Source organism: Mesorhizobium sp. M0870, from assembly GCF_040319775.1.
In the GTDB taxonomy this organism is placed as follows: Bacteria; Pseudomonadota; Alphaproteobacteria; order Rhizobiales; family Rhizobiaceae; genus Mesorhizobium.
The window spans coordinates 43334-59390 of record NZ_JAMYOI010000027.1 but is presented as its reverse complement, the minus strand read 5'-3'; the positions used below and the strand labels follow the sequence as shown (position 1 = coordinate 59390).

17 protein-coding genes are annotated in these 16057 nt (G+C 61.4%); 8 read left to right on the top strand and 9 right to left on the bottom strand.

Annotation, left to right across the window (positions count from 1 at the left end):
- The first annotated feature begins 134 nt into the window (after positions 1-134).
- Genes NKH97_RS26400 through NKH97_RS26390 form a run of 3 tightly spaced genes read left to right on the top strand, consistent with a single transcriptional unit; the run spans position 135 to position 3912 of the window.
- Entirely contained in the window at positions 135-1061 is a 927-nt protein-coding gene (locus NKH97_RS26400) for a carbohydrate ABC transporter permease (protein WP_352773576.1), read from the top strand.
- Positions 1061-1918, top strand: coding sequence for a carbohydrate ABC transporter permease (locus NKH97_RS26395; protein ID WP_352799080.1), 858 nt, complete (start codon positions 1061-1063; stop codon positions 1916-1918). Before NKH97_RS26400 ends, NKH97_RS26395 begins: the two co-directional genes overlap by 1 nt.
- A 14-nt stretch (positions 1919-1932) precedes the next feature.
- Positions 1933-3912: a glycoside hydrolase family 127 protein gene (locus tag NKH97_RS26390; RefSeq protein WP_352799079.1), complete on the top strand. Its 1980-nt coding sequence runs from the start codon at positions 1933-1935 to the stop codon at positions 3910-3912.
- On the opposite strand, the gene NKH97_RS26385 is transcribed toward NKH97_RS26390, so the two are convergent.
- From NKH97_RS26385 to NKH97_RS26375, 3 genes are all read right to left on the bottom strand, one after another.
- Complete coding sequence (locus NKH97_RS26385) at positions 3899-4741, bottom strand: acyltransferase family protein (protein WP_352799078.1); 843 nt, start codon at positions 4739-4741, stop codon at positions 3899-3901. The genes NKH97_RS26390 and NKH97_RS26385 overlap by 14 nt on opposite strands.
- Entirely contained in the window at positions 4642-5049 is a 408-nt protein-coding gene (locus tag NKH97_RS26380; RefSeq protein ID WP_352799077.1) for an acyltransferase family protein, read from the bottom strand. The genes NKH97_RS26385 and NKH97_RS26380 overlap by 100 nt, the downstream gene beginning before the upstream one ends.
- Before the next feature lie 196 nt (positions 5050-5245).
- Entirely contained in the window at positions 5246-5974 is a 729-nt protein-coding gene (locus NKH97_RS26375) for a gamma-glutamylcyclotransferase (protein ID WP_352610840.1), read from the bottom strand.
- A gap of 158 nt (positions 5975-6132) precedes the next feature.
- Here NKH97_RS26375 and NKH97_RS26370 point away from each other — a divergent pair, with 158 nt between their 5' ends.
- Positions 6133-6825, top strand: coding sequence for a DUF2270 domain-containing protein (locus tag NKH97_RS26370; RefSeq protein WP_352581201.1), 693 nt, complete (start codon positions 6133-6135; stop codon positions 6823-6825).
- A gap of 98 nt (positions 6826-6923) precedes the next feature.
- Here the strand turns inward: NKH97_RS26370 and NKH97_RS26365 are convergent, their stop codons facing one another.
- A complete protein-coding gene (locus NKH97_RS26365; protein WP_023809352.1) occupies positions 6924-7067 on the bottom strand; it encodes a hypothetical protein in 144 nt (47 codons plus the stop codon).
- 441 nt (positions 7068-7508) lie between these two features.
- Here NKH97_RS26365 and NKH97_RS26360 point away from each other — a divergent pair, with 441 nt between their 5' ends.
- From NKH97_RS26360 to NKH97_RS26350, 3 genes are all read left to right on the top strand, one after another.
- Complete coding sequence (locus NKH97_RS26360) at positions 7509-7952, top strand: SRPBCC family protein (RefSeq protein ID WP_023809353.1); 444 nt, start codon at positions 7509-7511, stop codon at positions 7950-7952.
- A 163-nt stretch (positions 7953-8115) separates the two neighbouring features.
- Positions 8116-9264: an amidohydrolase gene (locus NKH97_RS26355; RefSeq protein ID WP_352799076.1), complete on the top strand. Its 1149-nt coding sequence runs from the start codon at positions 8116-8118 to the stop codon at positions 9262-9264.
- A 43-nt stretch (positions 9265-9307) separates the two neighbouring features.
- Entirely contained in the window at positions 9308-9781 is a 474-nt protein-coding gene (locus NKH97_RS26350) for a VOC family protein (protein WP_352799098.1), read from the top strand.
- 20 nt (positions 9782-9801) lie between these two features.
- Here the strand turns inward: NKH97_RS26350 and NKH97_RS26345 are convergent, their stop codons facing one another.
- Both NKH97_RS26345 and NKH97_RS26340 read right to left on the bottom strand, forming a co-directional pair.
- The gene (locus NKH97_RS26345) at positions 9802-10803 is read right to left on the bottom strand and encodes an NADP-dependent oxidoreductase (protein WP_352799075.1); all 1002 of its coding nucleotides are present in this window, start codon (positions 10801-10803) and stop codon (positions 9802-9804) included.
- A gap of 66 nt (positions 10804-10869) precedes the next feature.
- Positions 10870-11685: an oxidoreductase gene (locus tag NKH97_RS26340; RefSeq protein WP_352799074.1), complete on the bottom strand. Its 816-nt coding sequence runs from the start codon at positions 11683-11685 to the stop codon at positions 10870-10872.
- 103 nt (positions 11686-11788) lie between these two features.
- On the opposite strand from NKH97_RS26340, the gene NKH97_RS26335 reads away from it, so the two are divergent.
- Positions 11789-12352: a TetR/AcrR family transcriptional regulator gene (locus NKH97_RS26335; RefSeq protein WP_352799073.1), complete on the top strand. Its 564-nt coding sequence runs from the start codon at positions 11789-11791 to the stop codon at positions 12350-12352.
- Between the two features lie 110 nt (positions 12353-12462).
- Here the strand turns inward: NKH97_RS26335 and NKH97_RS26330 are convergent, their stop codons facing one another.
- From NKH97_RS26330 to NKH97_RS26320, 3 genes are read right to left on the bottom strand one after another with little or no spacing between them, the layout of a single operon-like run.
- On the bottom strand, positions 12463-14094 hold the full coding sequence (locus tag NKH97_RS26330) for an ABC transporter ATP-binding protein (RefSeq protein WP_352441775.1): 1632 nt from the start codon (positions 14092-14094) through the stop codon (positions 12463-12465).
- Positions 14084-14968 carry an ABC transporter permease gene (locus NKH97_RS26325; protein WP_502897093.1) on the bottom strand — a complete coding sequence of 295 codons (885 nt, stop codon included), beginning with the start codon at positions 14966-14968 and terminating at the stop codon, positions 14084-14086. The genes NKH97_RS26330 and NKH97_RS26325 overlap by 11 nt, the downstream gene beginning before the upstream one ends.
- Positions 14965-16011, bottom strand: coding sequence for an ABC transporter permease (locus tag NKH97_RS26320; RefSeq protein WP_128306095.1), 1047 nt, complete (start codon positions 16009-16011; stop codon positions 14965-14967). The genes NKH97_RS26325 and NKH97_RS26320 overlap by 4 nt, the downstream gene beginning before the upstream one ends.
- Between the last annotated feature and the right edge of the window lie 46 nt (positions 16012-16057).

Here is a 16057-nt window from a genome sequence, read left to right as displayed (position 1 = left end):
CTCTTGTGGCGAGGGTCGCTGCAAAGCAGCGGGGTGGGGGCAGCGCCAGTACCCCCACCCGGACCTTCGGTCCGACCTCCCCACAAGGGGGAGGTGGGGCGGCCAACTGTATCCGACGGAAGAACAGGCACGGCATGAGCTCTATCACAACCGCAGCAACCCCTGCCCCGCCCCGCGCCCGCAGGGTCGCCAGCCGCCAACAATGGATCGGCCTGCTCTATGTCGCGCCGGCTGTCGCGCTGGTCGTCGTCTTCTTCCTGATCCCGCTCGGCATGACGGCGTGGATGTCGCTGCACAACTGGCCGCTGATGGGCGAGCACAGCTTTATCGGCCTCGGCAATTACGTCGCCATCCTGCGCGACACCAGGTTCTGGAACGCGCTGCGCTTCACCGCCTTCTACACGGTGATCGTCACCATCGCGATCTTCGTGGTGGCCTTTCCGCTGGCGCTGTTCGTCGAACGGCCGCGGCCGCTGACCAATCTCTACCGCACCATGTTCTTCATGCCGGCGGTTGTCGGTTTCGCCTCGGCCAGCCTGCTCTGGTCGTGGTTGCTGAATGTCGATTCCGGCCTGTTCAGCCCGGCCGCTTACGACCTCGGACTGATCGACAGGAAGTTCAACCTTCTGGCCACCTTCCAGCCGGCCTTCTGGTCGATCATCGCCATGGTCGTCTGGAAGGTCGCCGGCTTCACCATGATCATCCTGATGGCCGGCCTGCAATCGATCCCGCAGGACCTGCAGGAGGCGGCCGTCATCGACGGTGCCGGGCCTTTCGCCAGGTTCAGGGCGATCACCTTGCCGCTGATGCGCCGCACGCTGGCGCTGGCGCTGATCCTGTCAGTCGCCGGCTCGATCCTCGCCTTCGACCAATTCTACATCATCCTGCGCGGCGGCCCGCGCAACCAGACGCTGACGGCGGTCTACTGGATCTTCAACCAGTCCTTCGTGTCGTTCAAGCTCGGCTATGGCGCGGCACTTTCCATGGTGCTGCTGGTTATCCTGGTGGCGCTCAGCCTCGTCCAGCTGTGGCTGCTGCGCAAACCCGAGGGGCTCGACTGATGGCGCAGGCCGCCTCCCGCAACCGCCGGCTCCTGACCCGCATCGGCGAGCATTCGACAGGCATCATCGCCTCGGTGTTGTTTGCGGCGCCGATCGTCTGGGCGGTGCTGTCGGCGTTCAAGCCGGCGGCCGAAGCACGCCTGCCGCCGCTGCCGCCCTGGCCGACGTCGGGGTTCTCGCTGGAGAACTATGCCACGCTCAACAGCTTCGGCGACGGGCTGTGGGCCTCTGCGCAAAACAGCATCTATGTCTCGGTGATGACGGTCGTGCTGTCGGTCGCCGTCAGCGTGCTGGCCGGCTACGGCTTTTCGCGGTTTCGGTTTCCGTTCAAGGACCTGTTCTTTATCCTCATCCTGTCGACGATCATGATCCCGTTCCAGTCGATCCTGACGCCGATCTTCCTGGTGCTGACCAAGCTTGGCCTGCACAACACCCTGACCGGCCTGGTCGGCGTCTATGTGACGCTGCAACTGCCGTTCTCGATCTTCATGATGCGCAACGCCTTCGACGCCGTGCCGCGCGAAATCGAGGAGGCCGCCCGCATGGACGGTGCCAGCAATCTCACAATGCTTTTGAAGGTGATGCTGCCGCTGGTCTGGCCGGGCGTCGTCACCATCGCCCTGTTTGCCTTCCTCGGCGCCTGGAACGAATTCCTCGCCGCCCTCGTGCTGATGACCGACCAATCCAAGTTCACGCTGCCGGTGATGATGACCGCACTGCAGTCGGGCCGCTTCGGCGCCATCGACTGGGGCGCGGTGCAGGCGGGCGTCACCGTGATGATGGTCCCGTGCCTCATCCTCTTCCTGGCGCTGCAGCGCTTCTACATCCGCGGCCTGATGGCCGGGGCCGTCAAATAGAATGGAGTGAGTTCATGACCGCATCGCCATCCGCAAAAACCGGAAACCCCAAGCTCGCCTTCCGCCCTCTGCCGGTGCCGCAGGTCGACGTGCACGGCTTCTGGGGCGACCGCGCCGACGCTGTCGCCACACGCACCGCCGACATCCTCTACGAGCGCTGCGTCGAGGCCCGCATGCTGGAGCAGATCGATCCGGACCGCCCCTCGCCCGGCATAGTCATCCCCTTTCACTCGCCCTCTCCCGACGAAGCCGATCGCCAGGGCGCGGAATTCACCGGATCGACGGTGACCACGCAGATGTTCTGGGATTCCGATCTCGGCAAGACGATCGAGACCGCGGCCTATTCGCTTTACCGGCGCAAAAACCCCGAACTGGAGAAGAAGATCGATGCCGTCATCGACATGTATGGCAAGCTGCAGCAGGAGGACGGCTATCTCTCGAGCTGGTATCAGCGCATCCAGCCCGGCAAGCGCTGGACCAATCTGCGCGACTGCCACGAGCTCTATTGCGCCGGCCACCTGATCGAGGGCGCGGTCGCCTATTACCAGGCGACGGGAAAACGCAAGCTGCTCGATATCATGTGCCGCTATGCCGACCATATCGCGTCGGTGCTCGGCCCCGAGCCCGGCAAGAAGAAGGGCTATTGCGGTCATGAGGAGATCGAGCTGGCACTGGTCAAGCTGGCGCGGGTGACCGGCGAGCGGAAATACATGGAGCTGGCCAAATACTTCATCGACCAGCGCGGGCAGCAGCCACATTATTTCGACGAGGAGGCCCGCGCCCGCGGCGGCGACCCGAAGGCCTATCATTTCAAGACCTATGAATACAGCCAGTCGCACATCCCGGTGCGCGAACAGCACAAGGTCGTCGGCCATGCGGTCAGAGCGATGTACCTCTATTCGGGCATGGCCGACATCGCCACTGAATATGGCGACGACACGCTGCGGTCGGCACTCGACCTTCTGTGGGACGATCTCACCACCAAGAGCCTCTATATCACCGGCGGACTGGGACCATCGGCGCACAATGAGGGGTTCACCAGCGACTACGACCTGCCCAACGAGAGCGCCTATGCCGAGACCTGTGCAGCGGTGGGCCTGGTGTTCTGGGCCAGCCGCATGCTCGGCATGGGGCCGAACGCGCGCTACGCCGACATGATGGAACGCGCCCTCTACAACGGTTCGATCTCGGGCCTGTCGCTCGACGGCTCGCTGTTTTTCTACGAGAATCCATTGGAAAGCCGGGGCAAGCACAACAGGTGGAAATGGCACCGCTGCCCGTGCTGCCCACCCAATATCGGGCGCATGGTCGCCTCGATCGGCAGCTATTTCTACAGCCTGGCCGACGATGCGTTGGCCATCCACCTCTATGGCGACTCGACAGCTCGCTTCGACATATCAGGCACACCGGTGAGCTTGACGCAGGCAAGCCGCTATCCCTGGGACGGCGCCGTCGAGATCACGCTCGAGCCGCAGGCGCCGGTCGAATTTACCTTGCACCTGCGCATTCCCGCCTGGAGCGCCAGTGCCCAGTTGAAGGTGAACGGCGAGGCCATCAAGCCGGCTGAGATCACCAGCGACGGCTACGCCGCGATCAAGCGAACATGGACGAAGGGCGATGATGTCCGGCTCGATCTCGAAATGCCGATCGAGCGGCTCTATGCCAACCCGCAGGTGCGCCAGGATGCCGGCCGCGTCGCGCTGTCACGCGGCCCGCTGATCTATTGCGTCGAGGCATCAGACAATGACAGCCAGCCGCATCGCCTGACGCTGCCGCGGACGGCCACCATCGAAGCGCAGCAGCGGCCGGAACTTCTCGGCGGCGTGGTGACGCTGTCGACCGCGGCACTTGCCGATGTCCCCGACGGCTGGCAGGACGGGCTCTACAGGCCCGAGCCGCCGACCACCACCGAGACGCGCCTGACCGCCATTCCCTATTTCGCCTGGGACAACCGCGAGCCCGGCGAAATGCTGGTGTGGCTCAGGGACGGCTGAACGAGGTCGGTCTATGGGCGATGACCGATCCAAGCTCAGCCGCGGTCGATGCCGCAGTTTCGGGCTTTCGGTCCATATAGCGCAGACGCAGGCGCAGGAATGGCGCCTCGACGCAGGTGTAGCTGAGATAGCCGATCGGGATCGTCGCCACGAAGCACAATGCGGACCAGAGGCATGCGACGTAGAAATTGCTGATGCTCATGACATTCGTGTCTATGAACGCCGCCAATTGCATGACGAAGAACAGGTGCAGAAGATAGATCGAATAGCTGTAGGCCCCCGCCTTCTCCAGTATCCTGAACGGCGGGCTTGTTCGCTTTTTCGAAAAGCTCGTGTCGTAGTAGGCGATGCCGAATGAATAGGCTGCCGCCTCCAGGGTCGGCAGGATGATCCATATCCAATGAGGCGACGGATAGCGGCCCAGTTGGTAAAATCCGCCGGCTGCATCGAACCACCAGAAGAACCCCGAAAAAGCCATGAGAACGGCCAGCGCCAGCCAGTGTTGGTTCTTCGCGTGGGCACGCAGGTGGAAGGCAAGAATGCCGGCCAGGAACTGATCCGCATGGCCTATGATGGTTACGGACGCCGCCGACTGCACTTCGCCGATCTGCACATACAGGACGGACCTCAGCACAATGGCTGCCGCGATGAACAGCAAGGGCGCGAACACAAACCGCCTGGATGCCATCAGCAAGAACGGCAGCAACAGGTAGAAGTGCGCTTCGATCGTTACCGACCAGCCGCCATTCGGGAGGGTGGGAAAAAGAAACCCAATCCGACGCCCGTGAAATACCCGTCGAGGGACTGTCCGGCCAGGTACCTGCGGCAAGCCTCGATACATATCACGACCAGCAGAAGCGGAAGCAGCCTGAGGGCCCTGTTGGCAAAGAAGGGCAGATAGTTGATCTGCTTTCCATCGAGCAGCTTGGCGAACAGGTACCCGGAAAGCGCCATGAACAGGGAAACGCCAGTATGCCCTTCATCCAGAACGCTGAAGAGGGGAAGAGCCGGCACGAAGTCATAAGGCACCGGGCCTTCAGGAGACGCATGAAGGAAATGCCAGGAAAAGACAAGAAAGGCCGCTAGGCCACGAACATGATCCAGCGCTGGGTAATGCTCTCCGGTCGAGGATTTCATGATTTGCCCACGCGCACCGTGTCCTGCGCCGGTGTTCAGGTCATCGTTGGGCCAGAACTGTTTTCAATTCATTAAACCCTCACTGCGGAGACTTTCGAAATCAGAGATTTGCTTCAAAAAGTGCTGTGGCCTGCAAACATCCGGGGCCAAACACGACTGAAGCGTGCCGCGTCTGAGCGGATCACTTCTGGGCGGATCACTTCTGGGCGATGGTCAGCCCGATCTCCACGGCCACCAATTCCTGCAACCGCCACAGATTGCGGTCGCGGATGCCGCAGGCTTCGAGGTGGCGGATCGTCTCGAAAAGATATTGCGCGCCCGAGCCCCAATGACCGGCGGCTGTCACCAGCGTCGCCGCGATCGCCTGCTTGTCGAGCTTGCCGGCATAACGCGGATTGGCGGGATCGACGACGAAGCCAAGCGCGCGACATGGGCCGCCTTCGGTCCTGACCTGCAGCCAGCGCGGCACGTTGACGGCGGGCAGGATGGTCATTTCGCGGCGCAGCAGCGCTTCGAGGTTAGCCGCCAGCGGCTCCGCGATCTCGAACACCATGCCCTGGCACTGGCCGCCGCGATCGAGCGCCATCATCAGGCCGGGCTGCTCGACCGTGCCGCGAAAACGCTGCACCGTGAAGCAGAACGAACGATGCCAGCCGCTGGCCACCGCGCGTTCTCCGCCCCTCACCTCGCCGGCGGGCTTCCACAACAGCGAGCCATAGGCAAATAGTTTCAGCGGCCCGGCCGGAGCGCCGGCCAGCACCTCGTCGCGGATGCGCGCATAGTCGGCATCGGTCATGTGAACCATGCCCGGCGTCGGCCCGGCATCCTCAACAGCACGCATGGTGCGCGCGATGAGATCCTCGGTCAGAGCCATCGGCGCCTTGCGCGGGACCCTCGATGATGCGGTGGAAATAGCCTTGCTCATCTTCGCGCTCCCAGCCCTACCGCCATGTTGCCGAAGGCTGAAGGATTCTCAAGGGCCGTGCAGCCGAGATAGATCACGAGTGGCCGATGCCGCTCTTGCGTGACGCGTCTTGGAACGATGTTGCCGGCAAACTGTTCTGTTCCTTGCCGGAGGATGCCATGAACGACGCGTCGGCAAAGCCCGCTGGCCCCGTCCTTTCATCGGCGGAGCGCGTCAACACGCTGTCCCATTTCCACCGCGCCGAGATCGCTCGCATGGCAGGATGGCGCGACCGGCTGGACAGGACAACCAACTGGGCAATCACGGTGGTGGCGGCGCTGCTTTCGGTATCGCTGTCGACGGCCAGTGCGCATCACGGCGTGCTGCTGTTCGCCATGCTGCTGATCCTGCTGCTGCTGTGGATCGAGGCGCGCCGCTATCGGTTCTTCGATTTCTATCGGGCGCGCGTACGCCAGTTCGAACGCCACTATTTCGCCCAGATCTTTTCCCCACAGCCCGACTTCGCCTCGGACTGGGTGCTCATCGTCGGCGAAGGCCTGCGCGCGCCGAAATTCCTGCTGTCGCAGCGCGTCGCGCTAGCCCGTCGGCTGCGGCGAAATTACATCTATCTGTTTCTGATCCTGTTGCTGGCCTGGGTGCTCAAGATATCCACACCCAGCCTTCAAACCGTGGGTGTCAGGGCCGGCTTTGCCGGCTCGCTTCGCGAGGCCCTAGACAGCGCCGCCCTTGGCCCCGTTCCCGGTGTGGCGATCGTGGTTGTTGTGGCCGCATTCTATGTCGGGTTGCTTGCCATCGTCTTTTTCACGGCCGATGACGACGGCGAACTGTCCTTTGGCGACGTCCATGTTTGACGTTGATGTCCGGCGACACGCCGCTGCAATGTCAACGGCGCCCCGCGGCGTTGACATCCGCCGGGACGTTTGGGGAACGGAAGACCCTGTCTTCGCGGCTAGATGCCGAAGAACTGCTTGCCAATCATGTAGCCCAGTGCCGCCACGACCAGCGGAAAAAGTGCCGGCGCGGCTTTGCCAAGAAGGGAGACCTGCTGGTCCTTCGCTGGCGTATGACGTGCATTGCCGAGATTCTTGGTCATTGCTTGCCTCAGGTTCGGAGGATTTATTAGCAAATGCTTATTAAAAGCATGGCCGCATTAACGGCCTGATAGGAAATCAACTCTGATCAGAAGCAAATTCTAATGATCGGCACTTGGACGGCAAAGACGCGCTGCCCTATTTAGCCCGTTCGAAGCATTGGCCGCGACGCGCGGCCGTTCGCGTCAATCGGTAAAACCGCGCCTGAACAACAAGATGGCTCAGGAACCCGATTTAGCAGGTGAACGCCAGCTCCAGAGCCGGTGCAGTTCGTCCGCCGCCTCGCCCGACAGGCGCGGGGTCGAACGGCATGCCTGTGGGTGACGCAGGCCGTGCGCCCTCAAAAAATTCGCAAACCCAAAAAATTCGCAAACCAATGTCGGACTGGCTAGCCTTCGTCCGTCCTTGGGGTATCGAACAGGCATTCATGAAAGGATCCAGCAATGCCCGGCACCGTACGCTTGCACCGCGTTCTGACGACCAGCCCGGAAAAGGTCTATCGCGCCTTCGTTGAAGCGGACGCGCTGGCCAAGTGGCTTCCGCCAAACGGCTTCACCTGCACGGTCCATAATTTCGAGGCAAAGGTCGGAGGCACGTTCAAGATGTCGTTCCGCAATTTCACCACCGGGGACAGCCACTCCTTCGGCGGCGAGTATCTCGAACTCGTTCCGGGCGAGCGCCTGCTCTACACCGACAGGTTCGACGATCCCAACCTGCCCGGCGAGATACGAGTGACCGTGGTCTTGAAAAAAGTGTCGGTCGGCACTGAAATCGACATCACCCAGGCGGGCATTCCGGACGTCATTCCGGTCGAGGCCTGCTATCTCGGCTGGCAGGAGTCGCTCAGAAATCTGGCAAAGCTCGTCGAGCCCGAGATCAATCAATAGGCTGAGAATGGCTGGGAGAACGGTCGTTTCTGGCCTGCCGAAGCCCGAAACTTGGACTGTGGCGGGAACTGCCCTTTATCGCTAGCAATTCATCATTGCGTTTGACACCCCCTGTGACTGGACGTGTCAATGAAATGAAGAGTGCAGCGGAGCCTGAAAAAGCATGACTTTGACCAATCGAGACATTGTCGAACTAACCGAATGGCGGCGCAAGCTGCATCAGCAACCGGAAATCTCGAATGAAGAGGAGAAGACCGCAAAGGAGGTCGTCGCCTTCCTCGCCGATACGGGGCCGGACAAGGTGCTGACACAGCTCGGCGGGCATGGCGTCGCGGCCATATATGACAGCGGCAAAGCGGGGCCGACGGTGCTGTTCCGTTCGGAACTCGATGCCTTGCCTATCGAAGAACTTTCAGGCGTGCCGCATTCGTCGCGCGTACCGGGCAAGTCGCATATGTGCGGCCATGACGGACACACCGCGATCCTGGCATCCCTCGGCCGTCAGTTGGGGCGCGAGAGGCCTGCAAGCGGCCGCGTCGTGCTGATGTTCCAGCCGGCGGAGGAAACCGGCAATGGCGCGGCCGGCGTCGTCGCCGATCCGCGCTTCGGCGAGATCGTGCCGGATTTCGCTTTCTCATTGCACAACCTGCCCGGCGTGCCGTTCGGCGAGGTGCGGCTCAAAGCCGGCGTGGTCAACTGTGCATCACGCGGCATGCGCATCGTGCTGGAAGGCAAGACTGCCCATTCGTCCATGCCGGAGACCGGCATCTCGCCGATGCTGGCGATCAGTGAGCTGATGCCGGCGCTGCCGGCGCTCGGGCGCGGGACCTTCGCCGATGATGACTTCTCCATGCTGACGGTCACCCATGCCGCGATGGGCGAAGCCGTGTTCGGCATCGCGCCGGCTCACGCCGAGGTGTGGGCAACGCTGCGCACCCGGCGTGACGAGCGCATGGCAAACCTGTGCGCTGCTGCCGAAGCACGGGTCGCCAGGATCGCGGGCGAGCATCGCCTTTCCGTCCGCTGGGACTATCATGAGATCTTCGTCGCCAGCGTCAACGCGCCGGACGCGGTGGAGCATCTGCGGCGCGCGCTCGATGAAGAGGACGTCGCGCACGGCGAAGAAGCCCTGCCGATGCGCGCCTCTGAAGATTTCGGCCTGTTCGGCCATAGTGCCAAGTCGGCGATGTTCTTCCTCGGTGCAGGCGAGCGGCACCCTGCCTTGCACAATCCCGACTATGACTTTCCCGACGACCTGATCCCGATCGGGTCAAGGATCTTCATGCGCACGGCACGTAATTTGCTGGGCTGACCTGCGCCAACTCTAAAACCGAAAGGAACACGCAATGCCAACGATGCCAAAGAACACGATTTGCCTCTGGTTCGACAAGGACGCCGAGGCTGCGGCTCGCTTCTACGCGGAGACCTTTCCCGACACCAGGGTGGGCGCCGTTCACCGTGCGCCGAGCGACTTTCCGTCCGGCAAGAAAGACGACGTGTTGACGGTCGAATTTACCGTTGCCGGCATTCCCTGCATCGGATTGAACGGCGGCTCCACATTCAAGCAGAGCGAGGCCTTCTCGTTCCAGATCGCCACCGACGATCAGCAGGAAACCGACCGCTACTGGAATGCCATCGTCGGCAATGGCGGCCAGGAGAGCGCGTGCGGCTGGTGCAAGGACAAATGGGGCGTGTCCTGGCAAATCACGCCGCGCACGTTGACCGAGGCCATGGCGGCCGGCGGCGAGGAAGCCAAACGCGCCTTTGATGCGATGATGGAGATGACGAAGATCGACGTCGCGGCGATCGATGCAGCCCGGCGCGGCTGACCTCGATCGCAGCTGAGTTGCTATCGGACCTTGATGACGACCTTGCCCTTGGCGCGTCCTGTTTCGACATAGGCCAGCGCCTCGTTGGCGGCTTCGAAGGGAAAGATCCGGTCGACAACCGGGCGGATCGCACCAGCTTCGATGAGCGATGCGATCTTGCTCAATTGCTCGCCCTGCGCCCACATGAAGAGAAACGAGAACGTCACGCCACGGCGCTTGGCTCTCGCTCGAATACCGCGGCTCAGCAGGCGAAGCACCAGCTTCAGCACCATGTTCAGTCCCTTTTCCCTGGCGAAGTCGGGATCCGGTGGGCCGGAGATGGAGATGAGCTTGCCTCCCGGTTTCAGCACATTCAGTGACTTTTCAAGTGTCTTTGTGTCCTGGCTGTTCAAGACGACGTCGTAGCCCGACAGCACTTTTTCGAAATCGTCTTTCTTGTAGTCGACGACGACATCGGCGCCGAGCCCCTTGACCAGACCGGCACTCGCCGCGCTGGCGGTGGTCGCAACGGTCGCGCCGAGATGCTTTGCCAGTTGGATGGCGAATGTCCCCACGCCGCCGGATCCGGCTTGAATGAAGACCTTCTGTCCCCTCTTCAGGTTGGCCCTTTCGATGAGCGCCTGCCAGGCGGTCAGGCCGACCAGCGGGATCGAGGCCGCCTCTTCCATGCTGAGGTTCCCGGGCTTCAGCGCCACATCCGCCTCATCCATGGCTATGAACTCGGCAAATGTCCCGATCCGGCCATCGCGCGGCCGCGCATAGACGTCGTCGCCGAGTTTGAACTTGCGGATTTTCGATCCCACGCGGACAACCCTCCCGGCCACGTCGTGACCCAGGATGAAGGGCCGGCGATAGGGCAGGATCAGCTTGAACTCTCCGGTTTTGACCTTGGAATCCAGCAGGTTCACCGCCGCGGCGTGGACCTCGACCAGGACATCGCTGTCCCCGAGTTTCGGCTCCGGCATTTCGGCCAGCCGCAGCGTGCCGTTCTTGCTATACTTGTCGACGACGAATGCCTTCATGGCAGTGACTTTCTGAGAGTATTTTTGGCTAGTCGCATGTGCGTGAAATCCTCTGCTCGTTGTTGTTCAAACCGGCAGGCGGAACTGTTTGCGCAGGCTCTTGTCGAATATCCCCGCGGGAGCAAAGCGACGCAGCAGGCTGACTTGGCGCGCTGCCTTGCCGGCGGTGTAGCGCCGTTGCGGACGGGCATCGGTCGCTGCTTTGACGACCACCTGCGCCACCACTTCGGGCCGATCGGCGACAGGCATCACATCGCGAAGCAGCGCTTCCAGCGTAGCTCGAGCCTGATCGTATTCCTGCAAAGGCGAATCCGGCTGGATCCCGTTCTGGTCGAAGACAGTACGAACGAATGCCGGCTCGATGACCGAGACGCGGATATCGAAGGCACGAACCTCATGGTCGAGCGATTCCGAATAGCCCTCGAGCGCGTGCTTGACCGCCGAATAGTGGGCTGAATACGGCGCCGGCACCAGTCCCAGCACAGAGCCGATATTGACGATGCGCCCCTCGCCGCGCCGCCGCATCGACGGCAGCACAGCATTGGTCATGCGGATGACGCCGAACAGATTGACGTCGAACAGGGCCTGCACCTGTGCAATCGAGAATTCCTCGGCGCCTCCAAGCTGGCCAACGCCGGCATTGTTGACCAGGAGGTCGATCCGGCCGGTCTGCGACAGCACCGTCGAAACGAGTGCCGCAACGGCTTCACCGTCGGTCACGTCGCAAACCAGCATGATCACCCCGTCCGGGCCGTCGTCGGCCTTGCGCCGGCTGGTTCCGAAAACCGTGAACCCCGCCCTTGCCAGAGCCTCGGCACTGGCGCGGCCAATGCCCGAAGAGGCTCCCGTCACAACAGCGGTTTTTCCGGAATTCGCATTCATTTCGTGCTCCAAAATCATGAGGGCTAGCTTTTTTGCGCCCGTTGAATTACAGTCGTAATATCAGATTACGTTCATAATGCAATAGCCGAAAGGAATAGCAGCCATGCGCTACGAAAAGGGCCGGAAGGACACCTCGCGCGGACGGATCATGGAGATCGCAGCGGAACGCTTTCGCGGCGACGGCATAGCTGCGTCCGGACTGGCGACCATCATGAGCGACGCCGGGCTGACGAACGGCGCCTTCTATCCACACTTTCAATCCAAGGCGCAGCTTGTCCGCGAAAGCGTGGCGGCGGCGATGGAGCTTCAGGCGCAGCAACTGGCGGAAGCATTGGCTTCGGGCGTGGAGATGGCCATCGACACGTATCTGTCGGCCGAGCACCGGGACAATCCCGGAAAGGGCTGCGCGTCAGCTGCGCTGCTGCCGGAGCTCGCCCGTCAGCCGCCTGAAACGCGTGAAGCCTATACAGACCACCTGCTGGCTTTGGTGCGCCAGTTGGCGCAGGCGCTACCGCAGACCAAGGATCCGGAGGGCGTGGCGCTGGCTGTCTTCGCAACGCTCCTCGGCACGCTGCAAATGGCCCGCGCCGTGGGCGGAACGGAATTGTCCGATCGCATCCTCTCGGCGGGGAAAGACGCGGCGAAGACGCTGATCGAGCAGCGTTAGCGCGGCAGGAAAGATCGTAACGGCGTTGCCGGCCATATGGCTGACATCGGGTGATCGCGAAGGAAGCTGATCGTGAGGAATATGCCGGGCGTTGACGGATAGCCGATCCGTCAGATCTTCCGGCTGGCCAGCAGCCTTGTCAGCCAGTCCGGATTCATTTCCGGAACAGAGGACAATAGCCGTTCGGTATAGGCCGCGTGCGGTGGCGTGAGAACTTCGCTCTTCAATCCTTGCTCGACGACTTTGCCGCGGTGCATGACGACGATTTCGTCGGCTATCGCGCGCACGGTAGCAATGTCATGGGTAATGAAGATGTAGCTCATTCCGAGTTCACGTTGGAGACGTATGAGGAGCTTGAGAATTTCCTCTTGGACGATCTGGTCGAGCGCGGACGTGATCTCGTCGCAGATGATAAGCTCCGGATCGGCAGCCAACGCCCGAGCAATGCAGACGCGCTGTTTTTGGCCACCCGACAGCTCACCAGGCAGGCGTTCCAGAAAATCTTCGCTCATCTCGACCATGTGCATAAGTTCGCCGATCCGGCGATCCCTCCGCGCGCCCTTAAGGCCTAGGTAGAATTCGAGCGGCCGAGCTATGACCTCTTCGACCGTTTGGCGCGGATTCAGGGCGTTGTCGGGCATTTGATAAATCATCTGTATGCGGCGCAGGACCTCCTTCGGCCGCGTCTTCAGGCTCGAGGAAAGAAGCTGGCCGGCAAAAGAAATCGAACCTGAAATTGGCGGCAAAAGGCCGGTGACGACTCGAGCGAGCGTCGATTTCCCCGAACCGGATTCGCCAACCACAGCCACGGTTCTTCCGCGCGGAACCTTGATGGAGACATCCTGGAGCACCTTGACCTTTCCTGCATAGGCCGCGGTAACGTTGTCTATAGTCAGCAGATAGTCATCGGCTGGAACTTCGGGCTTGGCGAGCTTGCGTACGGCCCAGAGCGTTTTTGTATATTCCTGGCTGGGCGAGGCCAGCATCTGGCGCGTGTCAGCCTCCTCCACGGTTCGTCCGTGGCGCAGAACTATGATGCGATCCGCCATTTGCGCCACCACCGCCAGGTCATGCGTCACGTAGATTGCAGCGGTGCTGAATTCCTCCACGATGTTGCGAATGGAAGCTAGAACTTCAACCTGCGTGGTTACGTCGAGCGCCGTTGTTGGCTCGTCGAATATTATAAGGTCCGGACGACAAGCCATTGCCATCGCTGTCATTGCCCGTTGCAACTGCCCGCCGGAGACCTGATGAGGATAGCGAAAGCCTATGGTCTCCGGTTCTGGGAGTTGAAGGCGTCGATAAAGATCGACGGCGCTCCGGTTCGCCTCTTCCCGGCCGGCAATTCCATGTGCCACTGCGGTTTCGACGGTTTGTTCCAAGAGCCGATGTGCCGGATTGAAAGAGGCAGCCGCGCTTTGCGCGACATAGGCAATGCGGGAGCCCCTGAGGCGACGGCGCCCTTTTTCATTGACTGCCAGAAGATCAATCCCGTCGAACAGGACCGAGCCTTGCGTGATCCGGCAGCCCGGCTTGGCATAACCCATTGCGGCAAGGCCAATGGTGGACTTGCCGGCGCCTGACTCTCCGATCAGCCCAAGAACCTGGCCCCGCTTCAGCGTCAGATCGACCCCGTGGACAATGGGATGCCACCGCTCATCCGAGAACCCCTCCACATGCAGATTGCGGATTTGAAGCAGATCCTTTCCTTTTTCGCGTGGGCCTGGACCGCTACTTTTCATCCCGCAACCCGCTTGTTGCTTGCAGGAACCAATCCACCACGAAATTCACGGACACGGTAAGGAGAGCAATCGCGCCGGCCGGAAGTAGCGGGGTGACATCGCCGTAGGTGATCAGGGTCGCGTTCTCGCGCACCATTGATCCCCAATCGGCCGTCGGCGGCTGAATACCGACGCCGAGAAACGACAGCGCCGCAACTGTCAGGAACACGAAGCAGAATCGCAAGCCGAACTCGGCGACCAGTGGCGGCATGACATTGGGAAGGATTTCCTTGGCGATGATCCATTTCGGTCCCTCGCCGCGTAATCGTGCCACCTCGACATATTCCATCACCGCCACGTTAAGCCCGACGGCGCGAGAAAGCCGAAAGACCCGGGTGGAATCCAGAAGCGCAATGATGACAATCAGGCTGGTGATCGACGAGCCGAAGATCGTCAGCAGCACCAGCGCGAAGATCAGACTCGGGATCGACATCAGCACGTCCACCGCACGCGACAAGATCTGGTCGAGCCACCCCCTGTACAATGCGGCAAGAAGGCCGAGCGAGACGCCGACCGCGAAGGACAGCAACGTGGTCGCGGCCGCGATAGCGATGGTGTTGCGCGCACCGTAGATCAAGCGGGTAAGCATGTCGCGGCCGAGCTGATCGGTTCCCAGTTTGAACTCCTGGCTCCACGGCGCGAAGGCTTCGCTGAAAACCTGCGTCTCGCCATATGGGGCTATCCAGTGTGCGAAGACCGCAACAAAGACGTAGCCGAGGATCACGACGATGCCGAACCACGCGCTGAACGGTGCCTTCTTCAGCGCAGTTTTCGCCCGGGTAGAACGCGAGCGCCTCAGCCTTTGAACCGCCGCGACAGATTCGGATCTGGTCATCGTGGGTGCAAGAGCCTGGGATTGGTGGCGATGGAAATAACGTCGGCTAGCAGGTTGAGAAGGATGTAAGTCGCGGCGAAAATCAGGGCGCAGGCCTGGACAACCGGAACATCCCTGGATTTTACCGCGTCAACCATCAGCTGGCCGATGCCGGGGTAGACGAACACGACCTCGACCACGACCACTCCGACGATGAGATACGCCAGATTGAACGCCACCACAGTGACGATCGGAGCCCAGGCATTGGGCAGGGCATGCCTCAGCACGATCACCATTGGGGACATTCCCTTGAGGCGCGCCATATCGATGTAGGGGCTTGCCAGCATGTTGATGATGGCCGCTCGGGTCATGCGCATCATGTGGGCCACGATTACGAGCGTAAGGGTGATTGCCGGCAGGGCCACTTTCCAGAGATGCTCCCAAAATGGCGTCTGATCGTTCACATTCGACAATGTCGGAAATTTGGGAACCGCATTGAGCGCCCAGTTCAGCGAGACAGTGAGCCAATGAGGCAGCGTTTGAGCGAAATCGGATCCGATGAACGTGTCGCGCGAGATCACCAGGTAGGCGAGCATATAGGCGACGAAAAATTCCGGGAATGAAATGGTTGTCAGTGTCGCGACATTCACCAGCCGGTCGAACCAGCCGTTGCGGTACAGCGCAGCCAGAATGCCAAGCCCCAAGGCCAGAGGAACAGCTATCAGCGCAGTCACCGCTGCAAGGAACATCGTGTTGTAGAGGCGTGGTGCGATGATCTCGGCCACGGTACGCCGATATCCGGTGCGGCTCGCAAACGAAGAGCCGAAATCGCCATGGAGCATCTGGGCGACCCAAACGAAGTAGCGCTCGACAGGCGGACGATCGATGCCGATTTCCCGCTGGAACGCGGCGACCGTTTCGGGCGTCGCCGATTGCCCTAGCGTGGCCTTGGCGAAGTCGCCTGGAAGCATCGCGATCGCAGAGAAGATGATGATGGACACGATGAACAAAGTGACCAGGCCGAGGCCAAGGCGCTGCAGGACCGTTCTTGCGACGGGGTTCATGTGCGTGGCGTTTCCCTTTGGGCGGCAGCCCTGCACTCGGAGTAAG